The sequence below is a fragment of the Amycolatopsis sp. NPDC026612 genome, assembly GCF_040638285.1.
Classification (GTDB): domain Bacteria; phylum Actinomycetota; class Actinomycetes; order Mycobacteriales; family Pseudonocardiaceae; genus Amycolatopsis.
This window is the reverse complement of record NZ_JBEZYB010000117.1, coordinates 1-20118: the sequence shown is the minus strand read 5'-3', so window position 1 is coordinate 20118 and position 20118 is coordinate 1. Positions and strand designations below refer to the sequence as shown.

The window sequence follows — 20118 nt, the reverse complement described above, 5'->3', positions numbered from 1 at the left end:
TGGCGGTTGGTGGCCGACGGGGTGGACGCGATCACCGAGTTCCCGGCCGGTCGTGGCTGGAACCTCGACTCGCTTTACCACCCGGACCCGGAGCATGCGGGCACTTCGTACACCAAACGCGGTGGCTTCCTGCATGAGGCGGGGGAGTTCGACGCCGAGTTTTTCGGGATGTCTCCGCGTGAGGCGTTGGCGACGGATGCGCAGCAGCGTCAGTTGCTGGAAACCTCGTGGGAGGCGTTGGAGCGGGCTGGTATCGACCCGGTTTCGCTGCGGGGCAGTGATACCGGTGTGTTCGCTGGGGTGATGTACAGCGACTACGGCAAGTTGTTGCAGGGCAGTGAGTTCGAGGCGTATCAGGGGATGGGCAGTGCGCCGAGTGTGTTGTCCGGCCGGGTGTCTTACACGTTGGGTTTGGAAGGGCCGGCGGTGAGCGTCGACACGGCGTGTTCGTCGTCGCTGGTCGCCCTGCACTGGGCCGTCCAGGCGCTGCGGGCGGGTGAATGCTCGCTGGCCTTGGCCGGCGGGGTCACTGTCATGGCGACGCCGAACACGTTCATTCAGTTTTCCCGGCAGCGGGGGCTGTCGGAGGACGGCCGGTGCAAGTCTTACGGTGACGGCGCCGACGGCGTCGGTTGGTCCGAGGGTGCCGGGATGCTGGTCTTGGAGCGCTTGTCCGACGCGCGCCGCAACGGCCACGAGGTCCTGGCCGTGGTGCGGGGCAGCGCCATCAACCAGGACGGTGCCTCGAACGGCCTGACCGCACCGAACGGCCCGTCGCAGCAGCGGGTGATCCGCCAGGCGCTGGCGTCGGCCGGTTTGTCCACATCGGACATCGATGTTGTGGAGGGCCACGGGACCGGGACCACGCTGGGTGACCCGATCGAGGCCCAGGCGCTGCTGGCGACCTACGGCCAGGACCGGGAGACTCCGCTGTGGCTCGGTTCGCTGAAGTCGAACATCGGGCACACCCAGGCGGCGGCGGGGGTCGCGGGCATCATCAAGATGGTCATGGCGATGCGGCACGGCGTGCTCCCGCGGTCCCTGCACGCGGGTGACCCGTCCTCGCACGTCGACTGGGAATCGGGGGCGGTCTCGCTCCTCAGCGAAAGCCGGGACTGGCCCGAGGTGCACCGCCCGCGCCGGGCCGGGATCTCGTCGTTCGGCATCAGCGGGACGAACGCGCACACGATCATCGAGGCTCCCGAGCCTGCTCCGGCCGCGCCGGTGGTCGTCCGGGACGACGTGCTGGTGCCGTGGGTCCTCTCCGCTCGCACGCCGGAAGCCCTGCGTGACCAGGCCCGGACGTTGGCGGAAGGGATCGGCGACCAGGACAGCGTGGATATCGGCGGGTCCCTGGCCACCAGCCGGGCCGCCTTCGAGCACCGGGCGGTGGTGCTGGCCGAGGCCCACGCCGTGGACAGCTTGCGGTCCTGGGCGGCCGAAGGCGTGCACGCCAACGTGATCAGTGGTGCGCGGGTGCGGGGCAAGCTGGCGGTCTTGTTCTCCGGGCAGGGTGCGCAGCGGGCGGGGATGGGCCGTGAGTTGTACGCCCGGTATCCGGTGTTCGCGCTGGCGCTGGACGAGGTGCTGGCGGAGCTGGGAATAGAGCATCTGCGCGAGGTGATGTGGTCCGGAGATGGCCTGGACCGGACGGAATACACGCAACCGGCGTTGTTCGCGGTCGAGGTGGCGTTGTTCCGGCTGGTGGAGTCGTGGGGTGTCAAGCCGGACTTCGTTGCTGGGCACAGTGTCGGGGAGATCACCGCGGCGTATGTGGCGGGTGTGTTGTCGCTGGCGGATGCGTGTTCCCTGGTGGCGGCTCGTGGCCGGTTGATGCAGGCGCTGCCGGCGGGTGGGGCGATGCTGGCGGTGCGGGCGACCGAGGAAGAGGCGCGGCAGTGGACTGAGGTGTCGATTGCGGCGGTCAATGGGCCGAGCGCGGTGGTGCTGTCGGGCACCGAGGAGGCGATCGACGGGATCAGGGCGGACCGCGCGAAGCGGCTGCCGGTATCCCACGCGTTCCATTCGAGCTTGATGGAGCCGATGCTGGCGGAATTCGCGCGAGCGTTGGACGGGATGACGTTCCATGAGCCCACGATCCCGGTGGTGTCCAATGTGACCGGTGGGTTCAGTGACCAGGGGAGTATCGAATATTGGGTCCGGCACGTCCGGGACACCGTTCGCTTCGCCGATGGGTTGAACACCCTGCACGGGGAGGGCGTCCGGACGTTCCTGGAACTCGGCCCCGACGCCACCCTGACCACCCACGTGGCTGAGCTGGACGACGTGACCGGGGTTCCGGCCCTGCGCAAGGACAAGCCAGAACCCGAGACCCTGCTTCGCGCCTTGGGCGCCCTCTATGTCCAAGGCGTCGGCGTCGACTGGGACGCCTTCTTCGCCCCGCTCGGGCCACGCCGGGCGACGCTGCCCACCTATCCCTTCCAGCACCAGACCTACTGGCCGATCCCGAAGGCGGCGGCCGCCCAGGCCGATCCGGTGGACGAGGAGTTCTGGGCCGCGGTCGAACGCGAGGACAGCCGGACCCTGGCCGGCGAACTGGGCCTCGACGACGCCTCGCTGGACACCGTCCTGCCGGCCCTCGCCTCGTGGCGGACCCGCTCGCGCGAACAAAGCGTGGTCGACCCCTGGCGCTACCGGATCACCTGGGCCCCGCTGCCCGAGCCGGACGAGGTGCGGCCGGGTACCTGGCTGCTCGTCGAGCCCGGCGACCGGACGCACCAGGAGTGGGTCGACCACCTCGAGAACACCCTGACCGGTCAGGGCCTGACCGTCCTGAGGTCCACAGTGGACCGGATGCCGGTGGACGAGCCGATCGCCGGGGTGCTGTCCCTGCTCGGCGTCGCCGAACACGCCTGCGCCGGATTCGGCTCGGTGCCCTCCGGGCTGGCCGGCACGGCCGAGCTGCTCAAGACACTGGCCGGCCGGGGGATCACCGCTCCGGTGTGGTGCGCCACCTCGGGCGCGGTCGGCGTCGAGGACGGCGAGCCGGTGCCCCACCCCCTCCAGGCGACGATCTGGGGCCTCGGGCGCGCCGCCGCGCTCGAGTACCCGCGGCAGTGGGGCGGCCTCCTCGACCTGCCGGCCGAGCTGGACGAGCGGACCGCCCGCAGGCTGGCCGCGACTTTGTCCGGGGCCGCCGGCGAAGACCAGGTCGCGATCCGCGAGTCCGGCAGCTACGCCCGCCGGGTGGTCCGAGCCCGCCGCACCCCGGGCAGCGCCCGTCGCCAGTGGCGGCCGCGCGGCACCGTGCTGATCACCGGCGGCACCGGCGGCCTCGGGGCCACCATCGCCCGCTGGGCCGCGAAGAACGGCGCCGAACACCTGGTCCTGGCCAGCCGCCGGGGCCCGGCCGCCCCGGGCGCGGCCGAACTGCGCGAGGAACTGGCCGCGCACGGTGCCCAGGTCACCGTGGCCGCCTGCGACGTCGCCGACAAGGAGCAGCTGGCCGCGCTGCTGGCCGAAATCGGCGGCCCGCACCCGCTGCGGGCCGTGTTCCACGCCACCGGCGTGGCCGACCACCAGCCCATCGCCGAACTCGGCCCGGACAGCCTCGACACCACGCTGCGGGCCAAGGTCACCTCGGCCCGGCACCTGGCCGAGCTGACCCGCGACGCCGAGCTGGACGCCTTCGTGCTGTTCTCCTCGATCGCCGCGGTCTGGGGCAGCCACAGCCAGCCCGGCTACTGCGCCGCCAACACCTACCTGGACGCGCTGGCCCAGTCCCGCCGCGCCGACGGCCTCCCGGCCACCTCGGTGTCCTGGGGCGCCTGGGCCGAGGCCGGGATGCTGGCCGGTTCAGCCGACCTGGATGTCCTCCGGAGCATGGGTATCACCCCGATGCGTCCCGCGTACGCCGTGGCCGCGCTGCAGCAGGCCCTGGACGACGACGAGACTCTGCTGACCGTGGCCGATGTGGACTGGGCCACCTTCGCGCCCCGGTTCACCGTGCAGCGGCCCAGCCCGCTGCTGGGCGACCTGCCCGAGGTGCGGACCGCGCTGGCCACCGCGGGCGCGGCCGAACCCGCCGCGGACCGCGTGGCCGAACTGCGCGAACGCCTGGCCGGTGCGTCCGCCGCCGAGCGCGAGCGCGAACTGGTCAAGGTGGTCCGCGCCGCGGCGGCCCGCGTCCTCGGCCACGCCGGACCGGCGGCCATCCCGCCCGACCGGCCGTTCTCCGAACTGGGCTTCGACTCGCTCACCGCGGTCGAGCTGCGCAAGGGACTGGTCGGCGCGACCGGCCTGGCCCTGCCGGCCTCCCTGGTCTTCGACCGGCCGAGCCCGGCGGTCCTGGCCCGGTTCCTGCTGACCGAACTGTTCCCCGCGGGCGGTCCGGCCGGGGACGGCGGCGCCGAGACGGCGCGGTACCAGGAGCTGCTGGCGGCGATCCCGCCGGCCCGGCTCCGCCGTTCGGGCCTGCTGGACATGCTGACCCGGCTGGCCGAGGACGGCGAGGGGACCGACGAAGACGGCGACGTCCGCCCGGATGGCGGCAGCTCGCTGGACGAGATGGACGGCGAAAGCCTGCTGCGGCTGGTGCGCGACAGCGCCCAGATCAACTGACCGCGATCGGGAGCGAGACGATGACCAACTCGGAGAGCCAGTACATCGAGGCGCTGCGGTCCTCGCTGAAGGAAAACGAGAGGCTGCGCCGGCAGAACGAAGAGCTGCTCGCGGCCTCCGCCGACGAGCCGATCGCGGTGGTCGGCATCGGCTGCCGCTACCCCGGCGGGGTCGGCACACCCGAAGAGTTCTGGTCCGTGCTGGCCGATGGCCGGGACGTGATCGCCGGGTTCCCGGCCGACCGCGGCTGGGACCTGGCCGCGCTCGGCGCGGGTGCCAGCGCCACCGACGGCGGCGGTTTCCTCGGCGGCCTCGGCGAGTTCGACGCCGGCTTCTTCCGGATTTCGCCGCGCGAAGCGGTCACCATGGACCCGCAGCAGCGGGTGCTGCTGGAGACCACCTGGGAGGCGATCGAACGCGCCGGGCTGGACCCCGCCACGCTCAAGGACAGCCGGACCGGCGTGTTCGTCGGCACCACCGGCCAGGACTACGCCAACCTGGTCATCGCCGGACGCGCCGACCAGCGCGTGCTGGCCAGCACCGGCACCGCCGCCAGCGTGCTCTCCGGCCGGCTGTCCTACGTGCTCGGCCTGGCCGGTCCCGCGCTCACCGTGGACACCGCCTGCTCCTCCTCGCTGGTCGCGCTGCACCTGGCCGCCACCGCGCTGCGCAACGACGAATGCTCGCTGGCCCTGGCCGGCGGCGTCACCGCGCTCTGCACGCCCAACCCGTTCATCGAGTTCACCCAGCAGGGCGGGCTGTCGGCGGACGGCCGCTGCAAGGCCTACGCCGAGACCGCGGACGGCACCGGCTGGTCGGAAGGCGCCGGCGTGCTGGTGCTGGAGCGGCTGTCCGACGCCCGCCGCCACGGCCACCCGGTGCTGGCCCTGCTGCGCGGCAGCGCGATCAACTCCGACGGCGCGTCCAACGGGCTCACCGCTCCCAACGGACCGGCCCAGCAGCGGGTCATCCGCCAGGCGCTGGCCGCGTCCGGACTGTCCACTTCGGACGTCGACGTCGTCGAGGGGCACGGCACCGGGACCACGCTGGGCGACCCGATCGAAGCCCAGGCGGTGCTCGCCACCTACGGCCAGGACCGGGAGACCCCGCTGTGGCTGGGCTCGGTCAAGTCGAACTTCGGTCACACGCAGGCCGCCGCCGGGGTGGCCGGCGTGATCAAGGTCGTGCTGGCGATGCGGGAGAACCTGCTGCCGCGCAGCCTGCACGCCGAGCAGCCGTCGTCCCACGTGGACTGGGGCACGGGATCGGTCGCGCTGGTCACCGAGGCCACGCCGTGGCCGCGCACCGGGAAGCCGCGCCGGGCCGGGGTGTCTTCGTTCGGGATGAGCGGCACCAACGCCCACCTGATCGTCGAGGAAGCCCCGCCCGCGCCGGCCGAGCCGGAGCCGGCCGCGGCCGGTGAGCCGGTCGCCGTGCCCTGGCTGCTGTCCGGCCGCACGGATGCCGCCCTGCGCGACCAGGCCGCCGCGCTCGAGCACGCGCCGGTCACCCGCGAGGCCGATCCGGCCGACGTGGCGTTCTCGCTGGCCACCACCCGCACCACCCTGGATTGCCGGGCGGTCGTCGTCGGCACGACCCCGGACGACCTGCTGGCCGGCGTGCGCTCGGTGCGCGAGGGCACGGCAGCCGCGGGCGTGGTGCTCGGCCGGCCCGGCAGCGGCGGCGGGCGCGGCGTGGTGTTCGTGTTTCCCGGCCAGGGCTCGCAGTGGGCGGGCATGGGCGCGGAACTGCTGACGCAGTCGCCGGTCTTCGCCCGCCGGATTGCCGAGTGCGAGGCGGCGCTGCGGCCGTTCACCGAGTTCTCCGTCACCGAAGTCCTGCGGGGCGGGCCGGCGGCCTTGGACCGGGTCGAGGTGGTTCAGCCGGCGCTGTGGGCGGTGCTGGTTTCGCTCGCCGAGGTCTGGCGCGCGCACGGCGTGCAGCCGGCCGCCGTGGTCGGTCACTCGCAGGGCGAGATCGCCGCCGCCTGCGTCGCCGGCGCCCTGTCCCTCGAGGACGGTGCCCGGGTCGTCGCGTTGCGCAGCAAGGCGATCGCCGAGCACCTGGCCGGGTACGGCGGCATGGTCTCGGTCACCGCGTCCGAGGCCGACGTCGAGGCCCGCCTGGACCGCTGGTCCGGCCGGGTGTCCGTGGCCGCCGTCAACGGGCCCGGCAGCGTCGTGGTCTCCGGCGACGTGGACGCCCTGGAGGAGTTCGTGGCCGCCTGCGCCGAGGACGGCCTGCGGGCCAAGACCGTGCCGGTGGACTACGCCTCCCACTCCGTCCACGTCGAAAAGATCCACCAGGAGCTGCTGTCCGCGCTGGCCGCGGTCTCCCCGGGCACACCGGAGATCCCGTTCCTGTCCACGCTGACCGGCCGGTGGGTGGAGCCCGGCACGCTGGACGCCGCCTACTGGTACGGCAACCTGCGTCACCCGGTGCGGTTGGAACCGGCCGTGCGCGAGCTGCTGACGCAGGGCAACGACGTGTTCGTCGAAGTCAGCCCGCACCCCGTGCTGGCCATGAGCATCCAGGACACCATCGAGGCCGCGGGCGCCGACGCCGGCGTGCTCGGCACCCTGCGCCGGGACGACGGCGGCCGCACCCGGCTGCTCGCCTCACTGGCCGAGGCCCACGTCCGCGGCGTGCCGGTGGACTGGGCCGCGTGCTGCGCGACCGGCCGCCGCATCGACCTGCCCACCTACGCCTTCCAGCGGGAGCGCTACTGGATCGAACCCGGCGACCGCATCGCCGACGCCGCCGACCTCGGGCTGAGCCCGGCCGCGCACCCGCTGCTGGGGGCCGGCCTCGAGCTGGCCGGCTCCGGCGGCACGGTGCTCACCGGGCGGTTGTCCGCGGCCACGCTGCCCTGGCTGGCCGAGCACCGCGTGCTCGGCACGATCACCGTGCCCGACGCCGTGTTCCTGGAGTGGGCCGGGCAGGCCGGCGACCGGGCCGGCTGCGGCACCGTCACCCACCTCACCGTCACCCGGCCGCTGGTCCTGGCCGAGGACGAGGCGGTCCAGGTCCAGGTCACCCTGGGCGCACCCGGCGAGGACGGGACGCGCCCGGTCACCGTGCACAGCCGCCCGGGCGACGGCGAAGGCTGGCGCGAACACGCCACCGGCACCCTGGCCGCCCACCGCCCACTGCCCGGGGCACCGGCCGAGTGGCCGCCCGCCCAGGCCACCGAACTCGACGTCGAGGAGCTCTACCAGGCACTGGACCGGACCGGGCTGCAGCACGGCCCCGGCTTCGCCGCGCTCACCGCGGCCTGGCGCACCGGCACCGGGCTGTGCGCGGAACTCACCCTGCCCGCCGAGTCCGCGAAGGTCACCGGCTACACGCTGCACCCGGCGCTGACCCAGGCCGCCGCCGCACTGGCACTGGCCGGGCTCGCCCCCGCCGACGGCCCGGTGCTGCCGGCCCGCTGGCAGGGGGTGTCGGTGTACGCCGAGGGCGCGACCGCGCTGCGGTTGCACGTCACCCCGGCGGGCCCGGACGCCGTCTCGCTGCTCGCCCTGGACGCCACGGGCGCTCCGGTGGCCAGCGTGGATTCCGTGTCGTGGCAGGCATTCCCGGCCGAGTGGTTCGCCCCGGCCGGGCACGGGCACCGGGACGCGCTGTTCACCGTCGACTGGGTCGAACCGGCGTTGCCCGGCGGTGCGCCGGACACCGAAGGCTGGGTCGTGCTCGGGGACGAACCGCTCGGCGGCATCCCGGCCCGCGCCGGCGGCGTGGCCGGCCTGGACCGGGAGCAGCCGCCCGCGGTGGTGCTGCTGCCGATCGGCTGCGAGACCACGGACGGCGGGCTGGCGGCGTCGGCGCGCCACGCCGTTTCCCGGGCGCTGCGCGAGGTTCGCGCCTGGCTGGCCGCCGGGTACCCGGACGGCTCCCGGCTGGTGCTGCTCACCCGCGGGGCCATCGGCACCCGGCCCGGCGAACCGCTCGACGGCCTGGCCGGCGCCGGGATCTGGGGCCTGTTGCGCTCGGCCCAGACCGAAAACCCCGGCCAGTTCACCCTGATCGACACCGACGGCGAACCCGGCCCCGGTGTGCTGGCCGCCGCCCTGCGGTCGGGCGAACCACAGCTCGCGGTGCGCGAGGGCGTCGTACGGGTGCCGCGGCTGGCGAGGCCCGAAGCGGCCGAGCGGCCCGGCTGGACCTGGAGCGGCACCGGCACCGTGCTGATCACCGGCGGCACCGGCACCCTGGGCGGCGCGCTGGCCCGGCACCTGGTCACCGAGCACGGGGTGCGGCACCTGCTGCTGACGAGCCGCCGCGGCCCGGACGCCCCCGGCGCCGAGCAGACCCGTGTGGAGCTGGCCGGCCTGGGTGCCGAAGTCACCGTGGCCGCGTGCGACGCCGCCGATCGCGACCAGCTGGCCGCCCTGCTGGCCACCATCCCGGCGGAGCACCCGCTGCGCGGGGTGGTGCACCTGGCCGGTGTGCTGGACGACGGCGTGCTCACCGGCCTCACCGAGGACCGGCTCGCCGCCGTGCTGCGGCCCAAGGTGGCCGCCGCGGTCAACCTGCACGAGCTGACCCGGGACGCGGAGCTGGACGCCTTCCTGCTGTTCTCCGGCTTCGCCGGCATCCTCGGCAACGGTGGGCAGGCCGCCTACGCCGCGGCCAACACCTTCCTGGACGCACTGGCCCAGCACCGGCGCGCGCTCGGCCTGCCCGGCACGGCGCTGGCTTGGAGCCTGTGGGAGCAGCGCAGCGGCATGACCGGAGCGCTGGACGAGGCCGACCTCGCCCGGCTGCGCCGCGAGGGCATCGTGCCGATCGGCACCGAGACCGGGATGGACCTGCTGGACGCCGCGGCCGGGCTGGCCGGGCCGCTGCTGGTGCCTGCGCCGCTGAACCTGCGCACGATGGCCGGTCGCCCGGTGCCGCCATTGCTGCGCGACCTGGTCCCGGCCGGCCGCCGCGCCGCCGGCAACGCCATGGGCGCGAGCGACGGTCCGGGCTTGGCCGGGCGGCTGGCCGGGCTCAGTGCGGGGGAGCAGGACAACCTGCTGGTGGACCTGGTGTGCCGGGGCACCGCGGCCGTGCTGGGCCACGGCGCGGACGAGAAGATCGACCGCAACCGCGGCTTCCTCGAACTCGGCATGACGTCGCTGACCGGGGTGGAGCTGCGCAACCGGCTCACCACCGAGACCGGGCTGCGGCTGCCGACGTCGATGATCTTCGACTTCACCACGCCCGCCGTGCTGGCCGCGCACCTGCGCGCGGAACTGGGCCTCGACGGGGAGGGCCCGGCCATCCTGGCCGATCTGGACCGCCTGGAAGCGACCCTGTTCACCTCGGAGTTCGACAGGGAGACCCGGGCTCGCCTGCTCAAGCGGCTGGCCGCCCTGCAGTGGCGGCTCGAGGACGGCTTCACCGACGTCCCGGAAGCGGACCCGGACGACGCCGGCTCGCTCGACGCGGCAACCGACGCCGAGATGTTCGCGCTGATCAACTCCGAGCTCGGCCTGGACTGAGCACCGCGGCACGACCGGAGACCGCCCGTGGCTTTCAGGCCACGGGCGGTTTCGCGTTCACCGGCCTCCCGGGGGCCGGTGAGAATTAGCAGCTTCCTGGTTGCCGGCAGGCAACTCTGGACACATGGCGAGCAACGAGGACAAGCTCCGTGACTACCTCAAGCTGGTCACCAACGACCTGCGGCAGGCCCGGCAACGGCTGAAGGCCGCCGAGGCCCGGGACCACGAGCCCATCGCCGTGGTCGGCATGGCCTGCCGGTACGCGGGTGGCATCGACTCGCCGGAGGACCTGTGGCGGGCCCTCGACGACGGCGAGGACGCGATCGGGCCGTTTCCCGTCGATCGCGGCTGGGACGTGGCGGCTCTGTACCACCCGGACCCCGACCACCCCGGCACCACCTACGTGCGCGAGGGTGGCTTCTTGCGCGAGGCCGCCGGTTTCGACGCGGGTTTCTTCGGCATCTCGCCGCGCGAGGCGCTGGCCATGGATCCGCAGCAGCGGCTCCTGCTGGAGGTCGCCTGGGAGGCGGTCGAACGGGCCGGGATCGACCCGGCCGGCCTGCACGGCACCGACACCGGCACGTTCGTCGGCGCTGTGCACCTCAACTACGGCACCGGGATCCCGCTGCCGCCGGAGGCCGAGGGCCACCGGCTGACCGGGACCACTTCGAGCGTGATCTCCGGCCGGGTGGCCTACCTGCTCGGCCTGCAGGGCCCCGCCGTCACGGTCGACACCGCGTGCTCGTCGTCGCTGGTGGCCCTGCACCTGGCCGCCCAGGCCCTGCGCGGTGGCGAGTGTTCGCTGGCGCTGGCCGCCGGGGTCACCGTCATGCCCAACCCGGCCGTGTTCGTCGAGTTCTCCCGGCAGCGCGGCATGTCCCCGGACGCCCGGTGCAAGGCCTTCGCTGACGCCGCCGACGGCATGGTGTGGGGCGAGGGGGTCGGGGTGCTGCTGGTCGAGCGGCTCTCCGACGCCGTCCGCCACGGCCACCAGGTGCTCGGGCTGGTCCGCGGCTCCGCGGTCAACTCCGACGGCGCCTCCAGCGGCCTCACCGCCCCCAACGGCCCCTCCCAGCAGCGGGTCATCCGGGCCGCGCTGGAGAACGCCCGGGTCGCCCCGGACACCGTGGACGCGGTCGAGGGCCACGGGACCGGCACCACCCTCGGCGACCCCATCGAAGCCCAGGCCCTGCTGGCCACGTACGGACGGCAGCGCCCGGCCGGGCGGCCGCTGCTGCTCGGCTCGGTCAAGTCGAACATCGGCCACACCCAGGCCGCCGCCGGCGTGGCGGGCGTGATCAAGATGCTGCTGGCCATGCGGCACGGCCGGGTGCCGCGCACGCTGCACGTGGACCGGCCCTCCACCCAGGTGGACTGGTCCGCCGGCACGGTGCAGGTGCTGTCCGAAGCGGCCCCGTGGCCGGAGTCCGACCACCGGCGCCGCGCCGGGGTGTCCTCCTTCGGCATCAGCGGCACCAACGCCCACATCATCCTGGAACAGGCCCCGGACGCCGAGGACATCCCGGAGCCCGAGCGGATCGCGCCGCCGATCGTCCCGTGGCTGCTGTCCGCCCGCAGCCCGGAAGCGTTGCGCGCGCAGGCCGCCCGGCTCGCCGAACCCGCCGCCGGCACCGACCTGGACCTGGCCTTCTCCCTGGCCACCACCCGGACCGCGTTCGAACACCGGGTCGCGGTGCTCGGCCCGGACCGCGCCGCCGCCCTGCGCGCGCTGGCCGACGGCGAACCCGATCCGGCCGTGCTGAGCGGGACCGCCCTGGCCGGCCGGACGGCGTTCCTGTTCTCCGGCCAGGGATCGCAGCGGCTCGGCATGGGCCGGGAGCTGTACGCGCGGTTCCCCGTGTTCGCCGAAGCCTTCGACGAGGTGGCCGCGGAACTCGACCGGCACGCCGGCCGGCCGCTGCGCGAGATCGTCTGGGGCGCGGACGCGGCCGCGCTGGAGGACACCGGCGGGGCCCAGCCCGCCTTGTTCGCCCTCCAGGTCGCGCTCCACCGGCTGGCCGAATCCTGGGGCCTGCGGCCGGACTTCCTGGCCGGCCACTCCATCGGCGAAATCGCCGCCGCCCACGTGGCCGGCGTCCTCGACCTGGCCGACGCCGCCACCCTGGTTTCGGCCCGGGCCCGCCTGATGGCCGCGTTGCCGGCCGGGGGAGCGATGCTCGCGGTCCGCGCGAGCGAGGAGACGGTCGCCCCGCTGCTGTCCGGCCGGCTGTCGGTGGCCGCGGTCAACGGCCCCGCGTCGGTGGTGCTCTCCGGCGCCGAAGACGCCGTGGCCGAAGCCGAGAAAGCCCTGTCCGCCCAGGGAATCCGGGGGAAACGGCTGCGCGTGAGCCACGCCTTCCACTCCCCGTTGATGGCGCCCATGCTGGACAGCTTCGCCGAAGCCGTGGCGGGGCTGCGGTTCGGCGAGCCCACCCTGCCCCTGGTGTCCACCCTGACCGGGGCACCGGCGGCCGCGGCCGACCTGCGCAGCGCCGGCTACTGGGTGCGGCACGTCCGGGAAGCCGTCCGCTTCGCCGACGCGGTCCGCGCCCTGCGCGAGGCCGGGGTGACCCGGTTCGTCGAGCTCGGCCCGGCCGGCGTGCTGGCCGCCGCGGTCGCGGACTGCCTGCCGGCCGACGACGGCCACACGGCGGTTCCGCTGCTGCGCAAGGACCGTCCGGAACCGGAGGCCGCCGGCGCCGCGCTGGCCGCCCTGCACGTGCGAGGCGTGCCGGTGGACTGGCGGGCCTGGTTCGCCGGGTCCGGCGCGCGCCCGGTCCCGCTGCCCACCTACGCCTTCCAGCACCAGCGCTTCTGGCCGGAGAAACCGGCGGGCGGCGTCGGCGACCTGGGCGCGGCCGGGCTGGACCGGACCGGGCACCCGCTGCTCGGCGCGGCCGTGGTGCTGGCCGACGACTCCGGCGCCGTCTTCACCGGACGGCTGTCCGTGCGCACCCACCCCTGGCTGGCCGACCACGTGGCCGGAGACCGGATCGTGTTCCCCGGCACCGGTTTCGTCGAACTGGCCGTGCGCGCCGCCGACGAGGTGGGCCGGAACCGGGTGGCCGAACTGACCCTGGCCGCGCCGCTGGTGCTGCCCGCGCACGACGCGGTGCAGGTGCAGATCGTGGTGGCCGCGACGGAGGACGGCGAGAGCCACACGCTGACCGTGCACTCCCGCCCCGACGGCGAACCGGACGCCTCCTGGACCCCGCACGCCACCGGCGTACTGACTTCCGACGCGTCCGAAGTGGACACCAGTTTCGCGACGGCTTGGCCGCCGCCGGGCGCACAGCCCTGCGAACTCGAGGGCTTCTACGACTGGTTCGCCGACCACGGTTTCCACTACGGCCCGGTGTTCCGGGGCGTGCGGGCCGCTTGGCGGGACGACGACACGGTGTACGCGGAAATCGCGTTGCCCGAAGACCTCGAGCCGGACGGCTTCGGCCTGCACCCGGCCTTGCTGGACGGGGCTGTACAGGCCCCCGGGGTGGTGCAGCGCGGTGGCGGGATGGCGGCCAGCATGCCGTTCGCCTGGAGCGGCGTCACCCTGCACGCGGTGGGCGCGGCCGCGCTGCGCGTGCGGGTCACCCGGCCCGAGCCGCGCACGATGGCGATCCTGGCCGCCGACCCGGCCGGTGCGCCGGTCGTCTCGGTGGATTCGCTCGTGCTGCGGGAGATCCCCGGCGAAACCCCGGGGGTCGACCGCAACTCCCTGTTCGGCCTGACCTGGACCCCGGTGGACCTGCCGGCGGCCGGTCCCGGCCCCACCGTCGTCGAGCTGATCGGCGAGGAAGGCCCCGAAGCGGCGCGGACCCTGGTCGCGCGGGCGCTGGCTGCCGCGCAGGACTGGCTGGCCGCCGAAGCACCCGAAAGTCCGCTGGTGTTCCGCACCCGCGGCGCCGTGGACGGCCGCGACCTGGCCGCCGCCGCGGTCTGGGGCCTGATCCGCACCGCCCAGACCGAACACCCCGGCCGCTTCGTCCTGCTCGACCTGGACCCCGGCGACGAGGCGGGCGATCCCGCCGAGCTGACCGCCCGGGCCGCCGCCGGCGACGAACCGCAACTGGCCGTGCGGGACGGCCGGCCGTGCGCGGCCCGCCTCGACCGGCTGCCCCCGCCGTCGCGGACCGTGCCGGTCGAGGGCCCGGTGCTGATCACCGGGGGCACCACCGGGCTCGGCGCGGAACTGGCCCGGCACCTGGTCACCGGGCACGGCGTCCGGCGGCTGGTGCTGGCCGGCCGCCGCGGCCCGGGCACCCCGGGCGTGGCCGGGCTGATCGCCGAACTGGAAGCCACCGATTCCCCCGAGCCGGTCACGGTCACCGCGGTGGCCTGCGACGTCACCGACCGCGAGGCCGTGCGGGCCTTGCTGGCCGAGCACGCCCCGGCGACCGTCGTGCACGCCGCCGGAGTGCTGGACGACGGCGTGCTGACCACGCTGACCGCCGAGCAGCTGGACCGGGTGCTGTGGGTCAAGGTGGACGCCGCCTGGCACCTGCACGAACTCCTGCCCGAGACCACCCCGCTGGTGCTGTTCTCTTCCGTCGCCGGTGTCTTCGGCGGCGCGGGCCAAGGCAACTACGCCGCGGGCAACGCCTACCTCGACGCCCTCGCCCGGCACCGGCACGCCCTCGGCCGGCCCGGCGCCGCCCTGGCGTGGGGCGCCTGGGTGCCCACGGCCGGGATGACGGCCACCCTCACCGACGCCGACCGGGAGCGGCTGGCCCGGCAGGGGCTGCCGCCGATGACCGTGGCGCAGGGCCTGGCCCTGTTCGACGCCGCACTGGGCGCCGGTGCGCCGGTGGTGCTGCCGGCCCGGCTGGACCTGGCCGCGATCCGGGCGGCCGGCACCGTGCCGCCGCTGCTGCGCGGCCTGGTGCGCCCCGGCCGCCGGACCGCGGGCCGGGCAGCCGCCGGCGGCGAGCTCGCCCGGCGGCTGGCCGGGATGTCCGCCGACGAGCGCGCCGCGCACGTGCTGCGGCTGGTCCGCGGCGCGGTCGCGACCGTGCTCGGTTACGCCGGAGCCGCCGCCGTCGACCCCGCCCGCACCTTCAGCGACCTCGGCTTCGACTCGCTGACCGCGGTCGACCTGCGCAACCGGCTGGGCGCCGCGACCGGGGTCCGGCTCCCCGCCACCCTGGTCTTCGACCACCCGACCGGGCACGCCTTGACCGGTTACCTGATCTCCGAACTGCTGGACTCGGGTCCGGTCACCACCGTCCCGGCGCGGACCACGGCCGGGGCCGACGAGCCGATCGCCATCGTCGGCATGAGCTGCCGCTACCCCGGCGGGGTGGCCTCCCCGGAAGACCTGTGGCGGCTGGTCAGCGAGGGCGTGGACGCGATCTCCGACTTCCCGGCCGACCGGGGCTGGGACACCGCCGCGCTCTACCATCCGGACCCGGCCCACCCCGGCACCAGCTACACCCGCTCCGGCGGCTTCCTGCACGACGCCGGGGAATTCGACGCGGCCCTGTTCCGGATGAGCCCCCGCGAGGCCCTCGCCACCGACGCCCAGCAGCGGCTGCTGCTGGAGGCGTCCTGGGAGGCGTTCGAGCGGGCCGGCATCGACCCGACGTCACTGCACGGCAGCCGCACCGGCGTGTTCGCCGGCGTCATGTACAACGACTACGCGAGCCTGCTGGACGGCCGCGGCTTCGAGGGCTTCCGCGGCAACGGCAGCTCGCCGAGCATCGCCTCCGGCCGGGTCGCCTACACCTTCGGGCTGGAGGGCCCGGCCCTGACCGTCGACACGGCGTGCTCGTCCTCGCTGGTGGCCCTGCACCTGGCCGTGCAGGCGCTGCGCAACGGCGAATGTTCGCTGGCGCTGGCCGGCGGTGTCACCGTGCTGTCCACCCCGCACGTGTTCGTCGAATTCTCCCGGCAGCGCGGCATGGCCCCGGACGGCCGCTGCAAGGCCTACGGCGACGGCGCGGACGGGGTCGGCTGGGCCGAGGGGGTCGGCGTGCTCGTGGTGGAGCGGCTGTCGGACGCCCGCCGCCACGGCCACCCCGTGCTCGCGCTCGTCCGCGGCAGCGCGGTCAACTCCGACGGCGCGTCCAACGGCCTCACCGCCCCCAACGGGCCCTCGCAGCAGCGGGTGATCGCCGACGCGCTGGCGTCCGCCGGACTGTCCACATCGGACGTCGACGCGGTCGAGGGGCACGGGACCGGGACCACGTTGGGCGACCCGATCGAGGCCCAGGCCCTGCTGGCCACCTACGGCCGGAACCGGGAGACCCCGCTGCTGCTGGGGTCGATCAAGTCCAACATCGGCCACACGCAGGCCGCCGCCGGGGTCGCCGGGATCATCAAGATGGTGCAGGCCATGCAGCACGGCCGGCTGCCGCGCACCCTGCACGCCGGGCAGCCATCGTCCCATGTGGACTGGTCGGCCGGAGCGGTCCGGCTGCTCACCGAACCCGCCGCGTGGCCGGAGACCGGCCGCCCGCGCCGGGCCGGCGTGTCCAGCTTCGGCGTCAGCGGCACCAACGTGCACACGATCCTCGAGCAGGCGCCGCCCGAGCCCGCCGCCTCGGCGGCCGAGCCGGCCGCGCCCACGGGTCCGGTGCCGTGGGTGCTCTCGGCCCGTTCCGCGGCCGCGTTGCGCGGCCAGGCGGCCCGGCTGGCCGAGGTGGCCGAGGCCGGCCCGCTCGACGTCGGCCACTCCCTCATCACCTCCCGGGCCGCGCTGGAACACCGGGCGGTCGTGCTCGGCACCGGGGCCGCCGAACTCACCGCCGGGCTGCGCGCCCTCGCCGCGGGGGAGCCGGCCGCCCGCACCGTCACCGGCACCGCCGGCGGCGGCAGCACCGTGTTCGCCTTCCCCGGTCAGGGCGCCTACTGGGCCGGGATGGCGGCCGAGCTCCTGGACACCTCGCCGGTGTTCGCCGCGAGCGTGCAGCGCTGCGCCGAGGCGCTGGCTCCGCACGTGGACTGGTCGCTGACCGCGGTGCTGCGCGAGGCGGAAAGCCTCGACCGGCTGGACGTGGCCCAGCCCGCGCTGTGGGCCGTGATGATTTCGCTGGCCGAGGTCTGGCGCGCCCACGGCGTCCGCCCGGCCGCGGTCTTCGGTCACTCCCAGGGCGAGGTGGCCGCGGCCTGCGTCGCCGGTGCGCTGTCCCTCGAGGACGGTGCCCGGGTGGTCACCTTGCGCAGCAAGCTGATCGCCGAGGAGCTGTACCGCCGCGGCGGTATGGTCTCGGTGCCGCTGCCGCCCGGGGACGTGCTCGAGCGGCTGGCCCGCTGGGACGGCCGGCTGTCCGTGGCCGCGGTGAACGCGCCCGGCTCGGTGGTCGTCTCCGGTGAGTACGCGGCCCTGGACGAGCTGACCGGAACCCTGGCCGCCGACGGGGTCCAGGCGAAGAAGGTGGCCGGCGACTTCCCCTCCCACTCGGCGCAGGTCGAGCGGGTCCGGGAGCGGATGCTGGCCGGCCTGGCCGGCCTGACGCCGCGCGCCGCCGAGGTGCCGTTCCTGTCCACCGTGACCGGCGACTGGTGCGACACCGCCACGATGGGCCCGCAGTACTGGTACGACAACATGCGCGAGACCGTGCGGATGGCCGACGCCGTCCGGACGCTGGCCGACGCCGGGCACGAGCTGTTCGTCGAGGTCAGCCCGCACCCGGTGCTGGTGGCGGGCATCCGCGAGACGGCGGGCGCGGCGGCCGCGGCGATCGGCACCCTGCGCCGCGGCGAGGGCGGTCCGGACCGGCTGGCCCGCGCCCTGGCCGAGGCCTACGTGCACGGCGCCGCCGTGGACTGGACCCCGTGGTACCCCGGCGGCCGCCGGATCGACCTGCCCACCTACGCCTTCGAACACCGCACCTACTGGCCGGCGCCGAGCGCCGGCCGCACCGACAGCGGCCTGGCCGCGGTCGAGCACCCGCTGCTCACCGGCGTGGTCGAGGTGGCCGGGGGCGGCGGCGAACTGCTGTTCACCGGCCGCGTCGGCACCGCCACCCAGCCCTGGCTGGCCGAGCACGTGATCTTCGGCCGGACCCTGTTCCCCGGAACCGGGTTCGTCGAGCTGGCCATCCGGGCCGGGGACGAGGCCGGCTGCGGCCGGATCGAGGAACTCACCCTGGCCGCGCCGCTGGTGCTGGCCGAGGACGAGCCGGTGCGGATCCAGGTCGCGCTGGGCGCTCCGGACGAGGACGGCCGCCGCGCGGTCGGCGTGTTCTCCCGCCCGGCCGGGGATCCGGACGCACCCTGGGCCCGGCACGCCACCGGCACGCTGGCCCCGGACGCCGGACCGGCCGACACGGGTTTCGACGCCACCGACTGGCCGCCCCACGGCGCGGAGCCGGTCGCCGTCACCGAGCTGTACCGGGCCCTCGCCGACCAAGGCCTCGGCTACGGGCCGCTGTTCCGCGGCCTGCGGGCGGGCTGGCGCCGCGGCGGCGACCTCTTCGCCGAGGTGGTCCTGCCGGAGACCGCCGAAGGCGACCAGGCGGTCGCGGGCTTCGGCCTGCACCCGGCCCTGTTCGACGCCGCCCTGCACGGTCTCGCGCTGGCCGGGCCGGGGGAGAGCCGGGTGCCGTACTCGTGGGAGGACGTCCGGCTCTCCGCCGCCGGTGCGACCGCGCTGCGGGTCCGGCTGCGCCCGGACGGCGCCGACGCGATGGCGCTGGCACTGGCCGACCCGGTCGGCACCCCGGTCGCCTCGGTGGCCGCGCTGCGGGTCCGTGCCGTCTCCGCCGACCAGCCGGCCGAGACCGGCCCGGCGGACAGCCTGTTCGGCGTGGACTGGACACCGGTCGCCCCGGACGGGCCGGCGGTGGACTCCGTCGCCGTGCTGGGTGGCCCGCTGCCCGGCCTCGACGTCCCCGCCCACGCCGGCCTGGCCGCAGTGCGCGAACACGGCGTCACCGGGGTGGTGCTGGCGCCCATCGCTCCCGGCGACACCCCGGCGGCGGCGCACGCACGCGCCGCCGAAACCCTGGCCCTGCTGCAGGATTGGCTGGCCGAACCGCCGCCGGCCCGGCTGGTCTTCCTGGCCGGGGACGACCTGGCGGGGGCCACCGCGAGCGGCCTGATCCGCTCAGCCCAGTCCGAGCACCCCGGAACCGTCGGCCTGATCGAGGTGCCCGGCGACGCCGACCTCACCGGGCTGCTGCCCCAGGCCCTGCGCAGCACCGAGCCCCGGCTGCGGCTGGCCGGCGGGCGGGTGCTGGCCGCCCGGCTCGGCCGCCGCACCCCCGGCGAGGCCGCACCCGGCTGGGACCCGGCGGGCACGGTGCTGATCACCGGCGGTACCGGCGGCCTCGGCACCGTGCTGGCCCGGCACCTGGCCGAGCGGCACGGCGTCCGGCGCCTGGTGCTGGCCGGCCGTCGCGGTCCGGCCGCCGAGGGAGCCACCGAGCTGGTGGCCGCACTCGGTGCGCTCGGCGCGGACGCCCGGGTCGTCGCCTGCGACCTCACTGAGGGGCCCGCCGTGCACGCACTGGTGGGCGAGCTGGCCGCCGACCCGGAACACCCCCTCACCGCCGTCGTGCACGCCGCCGGCGTCCTCGACGACGGCGTGCTGGCCGCGCTCACGCCGGACCGGCTGGCCACGGTGCTGCGGCCCAAGGCCGACGCCGCCTGGCACCTGCACGAGGCCACCCGGGACCTGGACCTGGCCGCGTTCGTGCTGTTCTCCTCGGCCGCGGGCGTGTTCGGCTCGGCCGGGCAGGGCGCCTACGCCGCCGGCAACGCCTTCCTGGACGCCTTGGCCGAGCACCGCCGCGCCCGGGGCCTGCCCGCCCGCTCGCTGGGCTGGGGCGGCTGGGCGCCGCAAAGCGGGATGACCGCCGGTCTCACCGACGCCGACCGGGAGCGGCTGGCCCGGCTCGGCCTGCCGCTGCTCACCGTCGAGCAGGGCACCGCCCTGTTCGACGCCGCACTGGCCGTGGACGCCGCCGCCGTGCTGCCGGTCCGGCTGGACCTGCCGGTGATCCGGGCCAGGGACCGCTCCCGGCAACCTGCACCACATTGCGATGTACCTCGGTGACGGCTGGATCGTCGAGGCACCGAACTCGGGTGCGCTGGTCCGGGTTTCCGC

The 20118-nt window shown here is 75.3% G+C and carries 3 protein-coding genes; all 3 read left to right on the top strand.

Going from position 1 to position 20118, the window contains the following annotated elements; genetic code table 11:
- Nucleotides 1-9: 9 nt before the first annotated feature.
- Nucleotides 10-4581, top strand: coding sequence for a type I polyketide synthase (locus tag AB0F15_RS42250; RefSeq protein WP_360283059.1), 4572 nt, complete (start codon nt 10-12; stop codon nt 4579-4581).
- A 20-nt stretch (nt 4582-4601) separates the two neighbouring features.
- Nucleotides 4602-10070: an SDR family NAD(P)-dependent oxidoreductase gene (locus AB0F15_RS42245; RefSeq protein WP_360283057.1), complete on the top strand. Its 5469-nt coding sequence runs from the start codon at nt 4602-4604 to the stop codon at nt 10068-10070.
- A 124-nt stretch (nt 10071-10194) separates the two neighbouring features.
- Nucleotides 10195-20067, top strand: a complete 9873-nt coding sequence (locus tag AB0F15_RS42240) for an SDR family NAD(P)-dependent oxidoreductase (RefSeq protein WP_360283055.1) — start codon at nt 10195-10197, stop codon at nt 20065-20067.
- The last annotated feature ends 51 nt before the right edge of the window (nt 20068-20118 follow it).

Coding starts and splice junctions, on each gene's coding strand:
- AB0F15_RS42245 (WP_360283057.1), top strand. CDS start 4,602: ATGACCAACTCGGAGAGCCAGTACATCGAGGCGCTGCGGTCCTCGCTG.
- AB0F15_RS42240 (WP_360283055.1), top strand. CDS start 10,195: ATGGCGAGCAACGAGGACAAGCTCCGTGACTACCTCAAGCTGGTCACC.